The sequence below is a fragment of the Leisingera sp. JC11 genome, assembly GCF_040704725.1.
Classification (GTDB): domain Bacteria; phylum Pseudomonadota; class Alphaproteobacteria; order Rhodobacterales; family Rhodobacteraceae; genus Leisingera.
Genome location: NZ_JBFCVS010000005.1, coordinates 109,438 through 122,930 on the forward strand (window position 1 = coordinate 109,438; position 13,493 = coordinate 122,930).

The window sequence follows — 13,493 nt, forward strand, 5'->3', positions numbered from 1 at the left end:
GCCGGGGGCACAAGGCCCCGCTTAGATGTGCCGCTTATTCTTCATTATAACGGTAACCGATTCCATAAAGGGTCTCGATTGCCGCAAAATCCGAATCCGCGCTGCGCATCTTCTTGCGCAGGCGCTTGATGTGGCTGTCGATGGTGCGGTCGTCCACATAGACCTGGTCGTCATAAGCCACATCCATCAGCTGGTCGCGGCTTTTCACAAAGCCGGGCCGCTGAGCCAGCGCCTGCAGCAGCAGGAATTCGGTCACCGTAAGAGACACGTCCTTGCCCTTCCAGCTGACCGCGTGGCGCAGCGGGTCCATCCGCAGGTTGCCGCGCTCCATGACCTTGGCTTCGGGCGTGGCGGCTCCGGCGGCATCGCTGCTGATCGCCTCCTGACGGCGCAGCAGTGCCCGGATCCGTTCGACCAGCAGGCGCTGCGAGAACGGCTTCTTGACGTAGTCGTCGGCGCCCATGCGCAGGCCTAGGACCTCGTCGATCTCATCATCCTTGGAGGTGAGGAAGATCACCGGCATCTGGGATTTCTGGCGCAGCCGCTGCAACAGATCCATGCCGTCCATGCGCGGCATCTTGATATCCAGCACCGCCATGTCCGGCAGCTTCTTGTTGAAAGCGTCCAGCGCGGCCTGGCCGTCGTTATAGGTTTCGACCTCAAAGCCCTCGGCCTCAAGCGTCATGGAAACCGATGTCAGGATGTTCCTGTCATCGTCCACCAAAGCAATCTTTGACATCGGAATTGCCCCTAATCTGCTCTGTTCTAGTTTATTTTTACCACTTTCATCGCTGTTCTGGTGCGCCGAATCAATCCCATTTGAAGAATCGGGACGATCTTTGGACACAATTGGGGCAAAAATACCTTAGCGTATGCTGAATGACCGGGCACATGCCGCGGTGCAGAACAATGGTTGCGCTAAACATCGCCTTGATGGCGCTAACTGGTTGAAACCGGCCTGTTCACCCCCCAAAACGCCATGTTAAGACCGCGCCACCGGCAGCGATGCCGTTTCTATTGCCCCAATGGCGCAGCCGCGCAGCCTGCGTGCCGCCGCGCCGCCACAGGAGAAAAAACGCATGACATCTGGACGGGTTAACCCGCAATTCCGCCTCGAGGATCAGGGCATCGAGGGTCTGGGCAATGTCTATTACAACTTCATGGAGCCGGCGCTGATCGAGGCCGCGCTGAAGCGCGGCGAAGGCACGCTGGGCAATGGCGGCGCCTTCCTTGTCACCACCGGCAAATTCACCGGCCGTTCGCCCAAGGACAAACATGTCGTGAAAACCGACAGCGTGCGCGACACCATCTGGTGGGACAACAACGCCGCGATGAGCGCCGAGGGCTTTGACGCGCTCTACGCCGACATGCTGAAGCACATGAAGGGCAAGGACTACTACGTCCAGGACCTGGTGGGCGGGGCAGACCCGGCGCATGCGATCAACGTCCGCATGGTGACCGAGCTGGCCTGGCACAACCTGTTCATCCGCACCATGCTGCGCCGCCCCGACCGCGAAGACCTGGATGATTTCACCGCCGATTTCACCGTCATCAACTGCCCCAGCTTCCAGGCCGACCCCAAGAAGCACGACTGCCGCAGCGAAACCATCATTGCGATGAACTTCGACCGCAAGATGATCCTGATCGGCGGCACCGAATACGCAGGCGAGAACAAGAAATCCGTGTTCACCCTGCTGAACTACCTGCTGCCGGAAAAAGGCATCATGCCGATGCACTGCTCCGCCAACCACGCCAAGGGCAACCCGGTCGACACCGCCGTGTTCTTCGGCCTCAGCGGCACCGGCAAGACCACCCTGTCCGCCGACCCCGACCGGGTGCTGATCGGCGACGACGAGCACGGCTGGGCCGACAACGGCACCTTCAACTTCGAGGGCGGCTGCTACGCCAAGACCATCAACCTGAATGCCGAGGCAGAGCCGGAAATCTACGCCACCACCTCCAAGTTCGGCACCGTGATCGAGAACATGGTGTTCGATCCGGAAACCAAGGAGCTGGATTTCAACGACGACAGCCTGACCGCCAACATGCGCTGCGCCTACCCGCTGCATTACATCTCCAATGCATCGTCCAGCGCCCGCGGCGGCCACCCGAAGAACATCATCATGCTGACCTGCGATGCCTTCGGCGTGCTGCCTCCGATCGCGCGGTTGACCCCGGCGCAGGCGATGTACCACTTCCTGTCCGGCTTCACCTCCAAGGTGGCGGGCACCGAGCGCGGCGTGACCGAGCCGGAGCCGACCTTCTCCACCTGCTTCGGCGCCCCCTTCATGCCGCGCCGCCCGGAGGTTTACGGCAACCTGCTGCGCGAGAAGATCGCCCAGCACGGCGCAACCTGCTGGCTGGTGAACACCGGCTGGACCGGCGGTGCCTACGGCACCGGCTCGCGGATGCCGATCAAGGCCACCCGCGCGCTGCTGACCGCTGCGCTGGACGGCTCGCTGGCGGATGCGGAATTCCGCAAGGACGCGAACTTCGGCTTTGATGTGCCGGTTAACGTGCCGGGCGTGCCGGAACTGCTGCTGGACCCGCGCCGCACCTGGGACGACAAGGACGCCTATGACACCCAGGCGGCCAAGCTGGTGCAGATGTTCTCCGACAACTTCGAGCAGTACCTGCCGTTCATCGACGAGGACGTGAAGGCCGCCGCCATCGGCTGACGCCTTTCAAATTCCTCCGAGTAAAGAAAACCCCGGTTCCGCGCCGGGGTTTTTCATTTCGGGAAATTAATTTTCCAATAAACACTTCCTTAACCGTTCCGCCGCAAACCTTCCGTGATCGCAGCTTTACGGCTGTTTTACTGAGTTTTGCGCCACACCCAGGGAGGGGCGGGATGGACCAACAGGCATTGACCGTTTTCAACAGCATTTTCAGCACCGGCAGCGCCTTTGTGTACCGCTGTGCCAATGACGAGAATTTCACAATGAAATTCATGGCCGGCCAGGTTGAGAAACTCTGCGGCTGCCCGAAGTCCGACATCCTTGGCAATGCCAAGGTGTCCTACGTCGGTTTGACCCATGCTGATGACATTGACCGTGTCTTTGCCGACGTGGATGCCGCCATTGCAGCCGGGGAAAACTGGGACGTGGCCTACCGGCTGCACCGGCCTGACGGCACAGCCGCATGGGTCCGCGAGCGCGGCAACGCGGTCTATGACGACAGCGGAGAGATGGTCTTTCTTGAAGGGCTGGTGGTGGATGCTTCGGCTGAAGTCAGCCTGCGCAAGGAGCTGGAAGTTACCCTGCAGAAGACCGAAGCGGACAATGCAGAAATCCTGAAACTGGCGGAGAACATTCTGCGGTCAGTGCAGAAGCTTTCGATCCTGGCGATCAACGCAGGGATCGAGGCAGCACGGGCCGGGAAGGCCGGCCAGGGCTTTGCCTTTCTGGCGCGGGAGATCAAGGCATTGGCGGACGAGAACAACGCCTGGGCAAACCGGATCACCGACCAGATGGCGGGCCGCGACAGCACGGCCCGGGAAAATATCATGCGCGCACGGGAAACCGATCAGACCTGAAGGCTGCCAGTCACCATGTCCCGCACCTTGACCGCGTAGCGGTCGGTCATGCCGGAGACGAAATCCGCCAGAGAGTGCATGGCGGTATAGGCGTCTTCCACGCCGCGCAGGTCGAGATCCACGGCGCGGATCAGCTGCGTCCAGTGGGAATGCTCCTTGCCCAGCCTGACCGGGTCCCAGCCACATGCGGCCAGATCGGTGTAGAGCCCGTGGAAGTGGTCGAGGATGCGGTGCAGCACCTGGCGGCCCGCGACCTCCAGTTCTGTCTTGCGGCGGGCGGCAAAAATCCGTTCCACCGACAGCCGCTGCAGCTCCGCAAAGGCATCCGCCTTGGCGGAGGCACCGATCAGGTCGCCGTCGAATTCGCCGCTCATGATGGCGTCGTAGTTGTCCAGGAAGGCCTGCACCGCGGCGCTGGTGGCGGCACCGATGGACAGCGCCCGCAGCAGGGCGACACGTTCGCCCAGCGGCATTGCGGCGTCTTCCTCGCGGTTGGGTTTGCCTGTGATGTCCTCCAGCACCGCGGCCACATCACCCCGGTCCAGGTCGCCCACCGCGCCTGCGTCCTCGATATCCATGATGCGGTAGCAGATGTCGTCTGCGGCCTCGACCAGGAAGGCGAGCGGGTGGCGGCGGTACCAGCCTGCATCTTCGCGGATCATGCCGGTGGCGGCGCAGATTTCGTCGAGCAAGCCCGTGTCGGCGGCAAAAACGCCGAATTTCTTGAGGCCTGCGTAGGGTGCCGGGCCTGCGCTGCAGACCGCATCGCGGATCTGCCGGGTGCAGGGGTATTTCAGGAAGGCGCCCAAGGTCGCGTAGCTGAGCCGCATGCCACCTTCACGGCGGGCCATTTCCAGCCGCCCGGCGATGCGCAAACCTTGCGCGTTGCCCTCGAAATGGGCGAATTCGGCCTGCTGGTCTGTCGGCACTTGCGCGGCCAGGCCTGCGCCCGCCTTGAACTGTGCGGCGAACCAGCCGCCGATGCTGTCCTCGCCGGAGTGGCCGAAGGGCGGGTTGCCGATGTCATGCAGCAGGCAGGCGGCCTGAACGTGGCCGGCGATGCGCAGCACCTGATCCGGGGTGATGCGGCCTGCTGCCAGCAGCGCCTGGCCGACGCCGGAGCCCAGTGAGCGGCCGACGCTGCAGGTCTCCATGCTGTGGATCATCCGGTGGTGGACGTGGTCATGGCTGTAAAGCGGATGCACCTGGGTTTTCTGCGCCAGCCGCCGGAACGGCTCGGAGAACAGGATACGGTCATAGTCCTGCAGGTAAGCTTCGCGCCCCGGGGCCTCGGGGTATTCCGGCCGGCAGAGCCGCCCCGGGTTCAGCAGCCTGTTCCACTCCATTGCCATATGCCTGCTCCTTTGCCTGATTTAAGCGCGGTTAAACGGGAGGCGGCGGGGAAATGCAAACGCTTCAGCGCGGTTCGATCCCGGCGGGCTCCAGCTTGTGCTCCGGCTCCACGTGAATCACCGGCTGCACGTCAGGGATGGCGGAACGCAGGGCTGCCTCCACCCGGTCGCAGATGTCATGGGCGGCTCGGACAGACATGGCGCCGTCAACCACCATGTGGAATTCGACAAACAGGGCGCGGCCGGCGCGGCGGGTTTTGAGGCCATGGACCTGCATCGCGCCATTGGCGGTGCGGTGGATGATCTCCTCGATCCGGGCGCGTTCCTCCTCCGGGGCGGCGGTGTCCATCAGGCCGTTCACGGACGCGGCGATCACCAGCCAGCCCTCGCGCAGGATGTTGACGCCGACCAGCAGCGCCAAGAGCGGGTCGAGCACAGCCCAGCCGGTGGCAAGCGCCAGACCCAGCCCAGCCAGCACCCCGGCAGAGGTCCAGACGTCGCTCATCAGGTGGCGGCCGCCAGCCGACAGGGCCGGAGAGCTGAGACGCGTGCCCGCGCGCAGCAGCACCCGCGCCCAGGCAAGGTTCACCAGCATCGCCAGAGCGTTCACAATCATGCCGGCAACGCCCCAGTCAGCCATTGAAGGGCGGGTCAGCGCACTGATGGCCTCGTGAAGGATCACAAGGGCGGCAATCACGATCAGAATACCCTCGATCACTGCCGAGAAATATTCGGCCTTGTGGTGGCCGTAGGGGTGACCGGCGTCCGGGGGCCGCTGGGCATAGCGCACCGCAAACCAGGCCATTACCGCGCCGCCGATGTTCACCAGCGATTCCAGTGCATCCGACAGCAGCGCCACGGAACCTGTCATCGTCCAGGCAGCAACCTTCAGCGCCATCACCGCCAGCGCAATCAGGATGGAGCCGGTTGCCAGTTGTTCTGCGCTGAGCCGTTGCTGCATGGCGCCCTGCCCCCGCTACATCAGCACGCCGCGGCGCAGCAGGTTCAGCCCGGCGATCAGCAGCACCACCAGCGTCGCGCGGCGGAACAACACCTGGTCGATGCGGTCATGCAGCTGCCCGCCGATCCACATGCCCGCCACGGCCGGCACGATCAGCGCCAGCGAGAACGGCGCGGTCTCAGCCCGGATCACACCGGACCCGATGTGCGCCACCAGCAGCGCCACCGCACCAAGGCCGTAGATCACGCCCTGCACCCGGATCTGTTCTGTCTTTTCGGTATTCAGGGCGGTGAGATAGGCCACCGTCGGCGGCCCCCAGACGCCGGAGACACCGCCGATCAGGCCCGCAATGCCGCCCACCAGGGCCTCGCTGCGGCGGGTGGGGTTGGCTATGCTGAAGACCTTTCCCATCAGCTGGATGCAGGCAAAGACCGTGACCGGCAGACCGATCACCAGCAGCAGTGCCTGTTGCGGCAGCAACCGCACGGACTGGGCGCTGAGAAGCAGGCAGACCAGACCGATCAGCAGGAACACCCGGAACTTGCGGATCGAGGCCATCGCCGCCCGGGGCCCCTGCCGCAGTGCCTGCATGCCGTTTGTCACCAAGGTGGGCAGAATCAGCCCGGCCAGCGCCAGGTCCGGTGCCAGGAACATGCTGAGGCCGGAGATGAAGATCATCGGCATGGCAAAGCCAACCAGGCCTTTGACCGTGCCTGCCAGTAGCGCGATGCCAAAGGCCGCTGCCAGCTCTGCCGGGGAAAGAAGCGAAAACAATGCGGTCATCCTTCCGCTCTATCACATCCGCAGCGTGCTGCACGGGCAAAATCAACACGCAAGATTTGATCCAAATGACGCACTCGTTAGTATTTTTGTTGCGCTGCACCTGCAAAATGATTTACCACCGGGCGACCGAAGAAGGATCTGATTCATGGCCCACGACGGACAGGACTTGCATATGAAACCGACTCTCATTCCCGACCTGCTGGCGCTGACCGGCGCAGCGCTGGAACCGCTGGACCAGCTGCTTGAGGCCGCGCGCGCCTCCGTCAAGGACATGGTGAGCAGCGACGGCCGCGTTTCCGGCAAGCTGATCGAGGAAAACCAGGTCGCAGCGCACGGGCTGTCCTGGCTTGCAACTTACGTCTACTCGCTGCGCCAGATGCAGAAATGGGCTGAGAAGCTGGACGGCGAAGGCAAGTTCGGCGAGATGGAGCAGCTGCTCCACCAGATCGGCTTTGGCGAATACCTGTGGCAGGTCTACGGCGGCATCCAGATGAACCAGGGCGAGATCATCCGCCTGCAGGACCTGGGCCTGAGCCAGGACGCCCAGCGTGCGCTGATGGTGCCTGCGGTGATGACGCTCTGCGAGAAGGGCAACAGCCAGTCCGCCCGCACCCGTCTGGTGGAGCTGATGGAGGAACAGGCTGGTTCCACCATGTTCGGCGCCTCAGGTTTGGAGGAAGAGCTGGAGATGATCCGCGACCAGTTCCGCCGTTATGCTGTGGAGAAGGTCGAGCCGAACGCCCATGAGTGGCACCTGAAGGACGAGCTAATCCCGATGGAGGTGATCGAGGAGCTGGCCGAGATGGGCGTCTTCGGCCTGACCATCCCGGAGGAATACGGCGGCTTCGGCCTCTCGAAGGCCTCCATGGTGGTGGTTTCCGAAGAACTGTCGCGCGGCTATATCGGTGTCGGCTCTCTGGGCACCCGCTCGGAAATCGCGGCGGAGCTGATCCTGTGCGGCGGCACCGACGAGCAGAAGGCCAACTGGCTGCCGAAACTGGCCAGTGCCGAAATCCTGCCCACCGCCGTTTTCACCGAGCCGAATACCGGCTCCGACCTCGGCTCCCTGCGCACCCGCGCGGTGAAGGACGAAAACGGCGATTACAAGATCACCGGCAACAAGACCTGGATCACCCACGCCGCCCGCACCCATGTGATGACCCTGCTGGCGCGCACCGATCCGAACACCACCGACCACCGCGGGCTGTCGATGTTCCTGGCGGAGAAGACCCCGGGCACCGACGAGGCCCCCTTCCCCACCCCCGGCATGACCGGCGGCGAGATCGAGGTGCTGGGCTACCGCGGCATGAAGGAATACGAGCTCGGCTTCGACAATTTCCACGTGAAGCAGGAAAACCTGCTGGGCGGCGAGGAGAACAAGGGCTTCAAGCAGCTGATGGAAACCTTTGAATCGGCCCGTATCCAGACCGCGGCCCGTGCCATCGGCGTGGCGCAGTCGGCGCTGGACATCGCCATGCAGTACGCGCAGGAGCGCAAGCAGTTCGGCAAATCGCTGATCAACTTCCCGCGGGTCTCCGGCAAGCTGGCGATGATGGCGGTGGAGATCATGATTGCCCGCCAGCTGACCTATTTCTCGGCCTGGGAAAAGGACCACGGCCACCGCTGCGACCTGGAAGCCGGCATGGCCAAGCTCTTGGGCGCGCGGGTTGCCTGGGCGGCAGCCGACAACGGGCTGCAGATCCACGGCGGCAACGGCTTTGCGATGGAATACAAGATCTCCCGGGTGCTGTGCGATGCCCGCATCCTCAACATCTTCGAGGGTGCCGCGGAAATTCAGGCGCAGGTCATCGCCCGCCGCCTGCTGGGCTGAGCCCCGCCAGTGACCACCGCAGGGGAGCAATCCCCTTCTTGCCCGGCGTTCGCGCCGGGCTTTTTTTGCCGAGCCCGGAACCGCTTTGGATGCGTCCGGCCTGCAACCGCAGCGTAAAAAAATACTGTTTCCGATCCTGGTTATTCGCTCCCGGGTGAAACGTGTTTAACAAGGGGTATGACACTCTTGCGCCGCCTCCTTCTGCCGTTACTGTTTCTGCTGTCCGCCTGCGGCGATACGGTGCCCGCGGACCAGCCCTCCCGCATTCTGGCAATGGGGGATTCACTGCTGGCCTGGCACGGCCTCGCGGGCAAATCCATTTCGGACACGGTGGCGCGGGAATTGCAGGAACCGGTGGTGGACCGCTCAGTCTCTGCCGCGCGGATCATTTACAAGCTGCCCATTTCCGGTGCCGCCGGGATGAACATCCGCAAGCAGTACCTGCCCGGCGAATGGGACTGGGTGATCGTCAACGGCGGCGGCAATGACCTGTGGCTCGGCTGCGGCTGCATTGCCTGCAGTCGCAAGATGGACAAGCTGATCTCAGCTGACGGGCGCGAGGGCGCCATTCCCGGCATGCTGTCGGAGCTGCGCGCGACCGGCGCCAAGGTCATTTACGTCGGCTACTTGCGCAGCCCCGGGGTGGGATCGCTGATCGAGCATTGCCGGGATGAGGGCAACGAGCTGGAAGACCGTATCGGGCAGCTGGCGGCCCAGGATGACGGAATCTTCTTCCTGTCGAACAAGGACCTGGTGCCATACGGCGACCGCTCCTACCACGCACTGGACATGATCCATCCGTCGGTCAAGGCCAGCAGCGAGATCGGCCGCAAGGTCGCGGAGATCATCCGGAGCAACTGACGGGCAGGAGCCCAAAGGCCGGCTGTGCTCTTGCGCGGTCCGCAGCTGGCATTCAATGTGGCTGAAAAAGTGTTACCGGAGGTTTTCATGCTGCGTGCTGTTCTGATCACTTCCCTGCTGCTGACCGCCTGCGCGCGCGATGAAACCCTGTCGGCCTATGGCGCCGCAGGCACCGAATGGCAGCTGCAAGTCATTGACGGCGCTGCCTTTCCCGCCGCTGCCACCCTGATGTTTCCGGAGCCGGGCAAGATCGCCGGGCGGGGACCCTGCAACAATTTCCTGGGCAGCCAGGACGCGCCCTATCCCTGGTTTGAAACCGGGCCGCTGGCGGTGACGCGCATGGCCTGTCCGAAGCTGGAGGCTGAGGCTGCGTTCCTGCAAGCGCTGCAGCAGATGACGCTGGCGGAAGTCACGGGCGATGTGCTGATCCTCAGCAATGAGGCAGGCCGCGAGATGCTCTTCAAAGACGGCGGCTGAGCAGGTCCATGAGCCGGGCGCGCGCCTCTGGCGGCGGGTGATTGCCCAGCGACGGGGCCAGATGCGCCTCCAGGAAATGACCCGTGGTGCGCAGGGCTTGGACGATTTCGCTATCGTCAGCATTGCCCTGGCCAAGCATCACTGGCGGCAGCGGCAGCAGCCGGTCCGCCCAGCCGCCGGCGCCTTCACGTGAAACAGCCCGCCCCGTTTTCGGCGAGACATAGGCCAGCTCGAAGCGGCTGCCGGTGACTGCACAAGCCGACAGGTCCAGTCCAAAGCCCATCTCCTCCAAGAGCGCCATCTCCCAGCGCAAGTAGGCGAGCGGCCAGAGCGCCTCATTCCCCAGCAGGTCCAGCAGCCGTTCGCTGCGGGTATAAAGATCGGCGTGCGGCTCGCGCTCCGGCAGGCAGAAGGACAACAGCGCCGTGACTGTGTTGAGCCCGGCCAGCGCCAGCCGCCCGGAGAGCGCCGCAGCAGCCCGGCTGCGCAGGGGTTCGGCGTGGTAGCTGCCCAGGTGATCCTCCAGCCGTGCCCGCCAGGTCACGTCCAGCTGCGCACCGGGCTGCAGGACCGGGGCCATCCGGCGGCCGGCGCCGCCGCGCACCACACCCGCGTGGCGGCCGTGCTCTTCGGTGAAGACGTCGATGATGGCCGAGCTTTCGCCATGGCGGCGCACCGAAAGCAATATGCCGTGATCACGCCACTCCAACTCCGGGCCTCCCTGTCCTGCGGTCCGCCCTACCAGAACGCATTGCCGGGCGGGCTGCAAGCCGCAGGGTCATTCCAGGCCGGGTTCGCCCAGCAGGTGGCGGCCCTGCCGATCCTCGACCTCAATCACCCAGAGGTCGGGGTCGAACTCCCGCTGGCGGCGGATCGAGGCATCAACCTCCGTTTCTGCCCCGGCGGCCAGTTCATCCCATTTGCGGTCACCGCTCATCAGATCATAGGTGCGGTGGAAGGCCCGGGCCTGGCCGTCGAGCGAGTTGAGCTTGACCAGAACCGCGCCGGCGGTGTCGTCGCCGTGCGACGTGATGAAGGCCGGGATGTCCTGGAACCGCAGGCGGGCCAGATAGGCGTCGACCCAGAACCGGGCGGTGAGGCGGGTCATGCCGCGCGCCCGCCTGTGACAGCGCCTGCCGGTAGTGCGGGAGCCTCCGGCGGGAGTATTTTCACAAAGGTGAAAAGCATGGGGCGCTTCAGTTGCCGTCCTTGAAGTCGAGGCCCATTTCCGAGTAGCGCTCAGCTTCTTCCAGCCAGTTCGGGCGCACCTTCACCTGCAGGAACAGGTGCACCTTGCGGCCCAGGAATTCCTCCAGCTCGGCGCGGGCAGCCTGGGAGACGGATTTGATGGTCTCGCCGCGCTTGCCCAGCACGATGCCCTTGTGGCCGTCACGGACCACATAGATCATCTGGTCGACGCGGGCCGAGCCGTCCTTGCGCTCTTCCCACTTCTCGGTCTCGACGGTCAGCTGGTAAGGCAGTTCCTGGTGCAGGCGCAGGGTCAGCTTCTCGCGGGTCATTTCCGCCGCGATCATCCGCATCGGCAGGTCGGCGATCTGGTCCTCAGGGTAGAGCCAGGGGCTTTCCGGCAGCTTGCCCGCCAGCCACTGGCGCAGGTCGTCGACGCCATGGCCGCGCTCTGCCGAGATCATGAAAGTTTCGGCAAATTCATAGCGGCTGTTCAGGTCCTGGGTGAGGCCCAGCAGTTTTTCAGCCGGCACCTTGTCGATCTTGTTGATCGCCAGCGCCACGGTGCGGCCCTCGCCGATTTCGCCAAGGCCCTCGAGGATGGTTTCGACGCCTTCGGTGATGCCGCGGTGGGCCTCGACCATCAGCACGACGACGTCAGCGTCCGCGGCACCGCCCCAGGCGGCAGCCACCATCGCCCGGTCCAATCGGCGGCGGGGTTTGAACAGCCCCGGCGTGTCAACAAACACCAGCTGCGCGTCGCCCTCCATCGCCACGCCACGGATGCGGGCGCGGGTGGTTTGCACCTTGTGGGTCACGATTGAGACCTTGGCCCCGACCATGCGGTTCAACAAGGTGGATTTGCCCGCGTTGGGCTCTCCGATCAGGGCAACGAATCCGGCGCGTGTGGTCATTTCAACTGGTCCTGTTTGCAGATCAGTGCCTCTACAGGATTTTACCCACAGGGGCCAGAGGCGTTTTGAAACGGCGTTTCAGGCACAGCCGCACAGGCTTGCCCTATGTCAAAGACCTGTGGCAGATCCCGTGTCAATACCGCAGCGCCGAGCCAGTTCAGCAAGCCAGGCCTTTCTTTGAGTACACATAAAGGGGCCTGCCTGATGAACCGCCGTGATTTTCTGCTTGGGACTGCTGCAACTGCCGGAATGGTTGGCGCAAGCGGGTGGAGTCTGGCGGGCACAGCGGAAACGCAGCAGCTGACCATACAGCCTGCGCGTTTCGCTTTCCGTGAAACACCGACTGAGGGGCTGGTGAGCCTGTCGCCGGATGCTCCGCCGCCGGTCCTCTATGGCACCCAGGGCAAACCCATGCGGCTGCGGGTGGCCAATGGCACCGAAGACTACACCGCGATGCACTGGCACGGGCTGCGGATTGCCAATGCGATGGACGGGGTGCCCTATCTGACCCAGATGCCGATCGCAGGCGGGGAGAGTTTACAGTACGAGTTCACCCCGCCCGATGCCGGCACTTACTGGTATCACCCGCATTGCATGACCATGGCGCAGATGGCGCATGGGCTGACCGGCGTGATGGTGATCAAGGAGGCGGAGAATCCCGGGTTCGACGGCGACCAGGCGGTCAACTTGCGGGATTTCCGGCTGAATGATGACGGCACCTTCCTGCCCTATTACACGGCGCGCGGCGCGGCCCGCGGCGGGACGCATGGCAATGTGCTGACCGCGAACTGGCTGCAGGCGCCGGTTTACGACCATCCGGCGGGCGGGCTGGTGCGGCTCAGGGTGGTGAATTCTGACACCACGCGGATTTACAAGCTGCACCTGAGCACGGAGCAGGCCCGGATCATTGCCTGGGACGGGCATCCGGTGGCGATTGAGCTGCCCCTGCCCTCAGGGGAGGAGCCTTTGCTGGTCGGCCCGGGCCAGCGGGTGGATTTTGCGGTGCAAATGCCTGCGGGAGAAGGGCAAACGGCGGATCTTCTGGCGGAGCTGCCGGGACAGCCCGCCCGCACCATGGCGCAGCTGCGTTCGGTTGGAGCAGACCGCAAGCGGGACCTGCGGGAGTTGAAACCGCTGCCGCCGAACCCGGTTTCACGTCCTGACCTCTCGAACGCGGAGGTGCATGACTTTGTCTTCGGCTGGACGCCGGAGGGCGGGCCGCCGAATGATGGCTATTGCGGCTCCATGGGCTACAGCTTCTGGTCTATCAACCGCACGCCTTGGGCCGGGGATGCGGTCAAGGGAACCGGGCCGCTGGCCACGCTGGAGCGCGGCAAAAGTTATGTGCTGCGGCTGAGGAATGAGTCGCCGAACCTGCATCCGATCCACCTGCACGGGCTGGCGTTTGTGCCCATCAACTCAAACCTGCGCAAGCTGCCACCTCTGGTCACCGACACCATGCTGCTGTTGAAGGACGAGGTGGCCGAAATCGCACTGGTCGCAGACAATCCCGGCGACTGGGCGTTCCACTGTCATGTGATCGAGCATCAGAAGACTGGGCTGGCCGGATATATCCGGGTGGTCTGACGGA

At 63.9% G+C, this 13,493-nt stretch carries 13 protein-coding genes; 6 read left to right on the forward strand and 7 right to left on the reverse strand.

The window, feature by feature from the left end; all coding sequences use genetic code 11:
- Window positions 1-34: 34 nt before the first annotated feature.
- Entirely contained in the window at window positions 35-739 is a 705-nt protein-coding gene (locus tag AB1A62_RS07320) for a response regulator transcription factor (RefSeq protein ID WP_366660862.1), read from the reverse strand.
- Between the two features lie 340 nt (window positions 740-1,079).
- Here AB1A62_RS07320 and AB1A62_RS07325 point away from each other — a divergent pair, with 340 nt between their 5' ends.
- Both AB1A62_RS07325 and AB1A62_RS07330 read left to right on the forward strand, forming a co-directional pair.
- Window positions 1,080-2,678, forward strand: a complete 1,599-nt coding sequence (locus AB1A62_RS07325) for a phosphoenolpyruvate carboxykinase (RefSeq protein WP_366660863.1) — start codon at window positions 1,080-1,082, stop codon at window positions 2,676-2,678.
- Between the two features lie 173 nt (window positions 2,679-2,851).
- Complete coding sequence (locus AB1A62_RS07330; protein ID WP_366660864.1) at window positions 2,852-3,535, forward strand: PAS domain-containing protein; 684 nt, start codon at window positions 2,852-2,854, stop codon at window positions 3,533-3,535.
- On the opposite strand, the gene dgt is transcribed toward AB1A62_RS07330, so the two are convergent.
- From dgt to AB1A62_RS07345, 3 genes are all read right to left on the reverse strand, one after another.
- A complete protein-coding gene (dgt, locus tag AB1A62_RS07335; protein ID WP_366660865.1) occupies window positions 3,526-4,887 on the reverse strand; it encodes a dGTP triphosphohydrolase in 1,362 nt (453 codons plus the stop codon). The two genes, AB1A62_RS07330 and dgt, sit on opposite strands and share 10 nt — an antisense overlap.
- A gap of 64 nt (window positions 4,888-4,951) precedes the next feature.
- Window positions 4,952-5,848, reverse strand: a complete 897-nt coding sequence (locus tag AB1A62_RS07340; protein WP_366660866.1) for a cation diffusion facilitator family transporter — start codon at window positions 5,846-5,848, stop codon at window positions 4,952-4,954.
- Between the two features lie 15 nt (window positions 5,849-5,863).
- Complete coding sequence (locus AB1A62_RS07345; RefSeq protein WP_366660867.1) at window positions 5,864-6,631, reverse strand: sulfite exporter TauE/SafE family protein; 768 nt, start codon at window positions 6,629-6,631, stop codon at window positions 5,864-5,866.
- Window positions 6,632-6,776: 145 nt separating this feature from the next.
- Here AB1A62_RS07345 and AB1A62_RS07350 point away from each other — a divergent pair, with 145 nt between their 5' ends.
- The 3 genes from AB1A62_RS07350 (at window position 6,777) to AB1A62_RS07360 (ending at window position 9,800) form a co-directional block, all read left to right on the forward strand.
- Window positions 6,777-8,462: an acyl-CoA dehydrogenase family protein gene (locus tag AB1A62_RS07350; protein WP_366660868.1), complete on the forward strand. Its 1,686-nt coding sequence runs from the start codon at window positions 6,777-6,779 to the stop codon at window positions 8,460-8,462.
- Between the two features lie 186 nt (window positions 8,463-8,648).
- Window positions 8,649-9,323 (forward strand): SGNH/GDSL hydrolase family protein, encoded by a 675-nt coding sequence (locus AB1A62_RS07355; RefSeq protein WP_366661008.1) that lies wholly within the window; start codon window positions 8,649-8,651, stop codon window positions 9,321-9,323.
- 87 nt (window positions 9,324-9,410) lie between these two features.
- A complete protein-coding gene (locus AB1A62_RS07360; protein ID WP_366660869.1) occupies window positions 9,411-9,800 on the forward strand; it encodes an META domain-containing protein in 390 nt (129 codons plus the stop codon).
- On the opposite strand, the gene recO is transcribed toward AB1A62_RS07360, so the two are convergent.
- From recO to era, 3 genes are all read right to left on the reverse strand, one after another.
- Window positions 9,784-10,509 carry a DNA repair protein RecO gene (recO, locus tag AB1A62_RS07365; protein WP_366660870.1) on the reverse strand — a complete coding sequence of 242 codons (726 nt, stop codon included), beginning with the start codon at window positions 10,507-10,509 and terminating at the stop codon, window positions 9,784-9,786. The genes AB1A62_RS07360 and recO overlap by 17 nt on opposite strands.
- A 69-nt stretch (window positions 10,510-10,578) precedes the next feature.
- Entirely contained in the window at window positions 10,579-10,908 is a 330-nt protein-coding gene (locus AB1A62_RS07370) for a DUF1491 family protein (protein WP_366660871.1), read from the reverse strand.
- Window positions 10,909-10,996: 88 nt separating this feature from the next.
- Entirely contained in the window at window positions 10,997-11,902 is a 906-nt protein-coding gene (era, locus tag AB1A62_RS07375; protein WP_366660872.1) for a GTPase Era, read from the reverse strand.
- Between the two features lie 204 nt (window positions 11,903-12,106).
- Between era and AB1A62_RS07380 the strand changes: the two genes are divergently transcribed.
- Window positions 12,107-13,489: a multicopper oxidase family protein gene (locus AB1A62_RS07380; protein ID WP_366660873.1), complete on the forward strand. Its 1,383-nt coding sequence runs from the start codon at window positions 12,107-12,109 to the stop codon at window positions 13,487-13,489.
- Window positions 13,490-13,493: the final 4 nt, after the last annotated feature.

Coding starts and splice junctions, on each gene's coding strand:
- AB1A62_RS07320 (WP_366660862.1), bottom strand. CDS start 739: ATGTCAAAGATTGCTTTGGTGGACGATGACAGGAACATCCTGACATCG.
- AB1A62_RS07325 (WP_366660863.1), top strand. CDS start 1,080: ATGACATCTGGACGGGTTAACCCGCAATTCCGCCTCGAGGATCAGGGC.
- AB1A62_RS07330 (WP_366660864.1), top strand. CDS start 2,852: ATGGACCAACAGGCATTGACCGTTTTCAACAGCATTTTCAGCACCGGC.
- dgt (WP_366660865.1), bottom strand. CDS start 4,887: ATGGCAATGGAGTGGAACAGGCTGCTGAACCCGGGGCGGCTCTGCCGG.
- AB1A62_RS07340 (WP_366660866.1), bottom strand. CDS start 5,848: ATGCAGCAACGGCTCAGCGCAGAACAACTGGCAACCGGCTCCATCCTG.
- AB1A62_RS07345 (WP_366660867.1), bottom strand. CDS start 6,631: ATGACCGCATTGTTTTCGCTTCTTTCCCCGGCAGAGCTGGCAGCGGCC.
- AB1A62_RS07350 (WP_366660868.1), top strand. CDS start 6,777: ATGGCCCACGACGGACAGGACTTGCATATGAAACCGACTCTCATTCCC.
- AB1A62_RS07360 (WP_366660869.1), top strand. CDS start 9,411: ATGCTGCGTGCTGTTCTGATCACTTCCCTGCTGCTGACCGCCTGCGCG.
- AB1A62_RS07370 (WP_366660871.1), bottom strand. CDS start 10,908: ATGACCCGCCTCACCGCCCGGTTCTGGGTCGACGCCTATCTGGCCCGC.
- era (WP_366660872.1), bottom strand. CDS start 11,902: ATGACCACACGCGCCGGATTCGTTGCCCTGATCGGAGAGCCCAACGCG.
- AB1A62_RS07380 (WP_366660873.1), top strand. CDS start 12,107: ATGAACCGCCGTGATTTTCTGCTTGGGACTGCTGCAACTGCCGGAATG.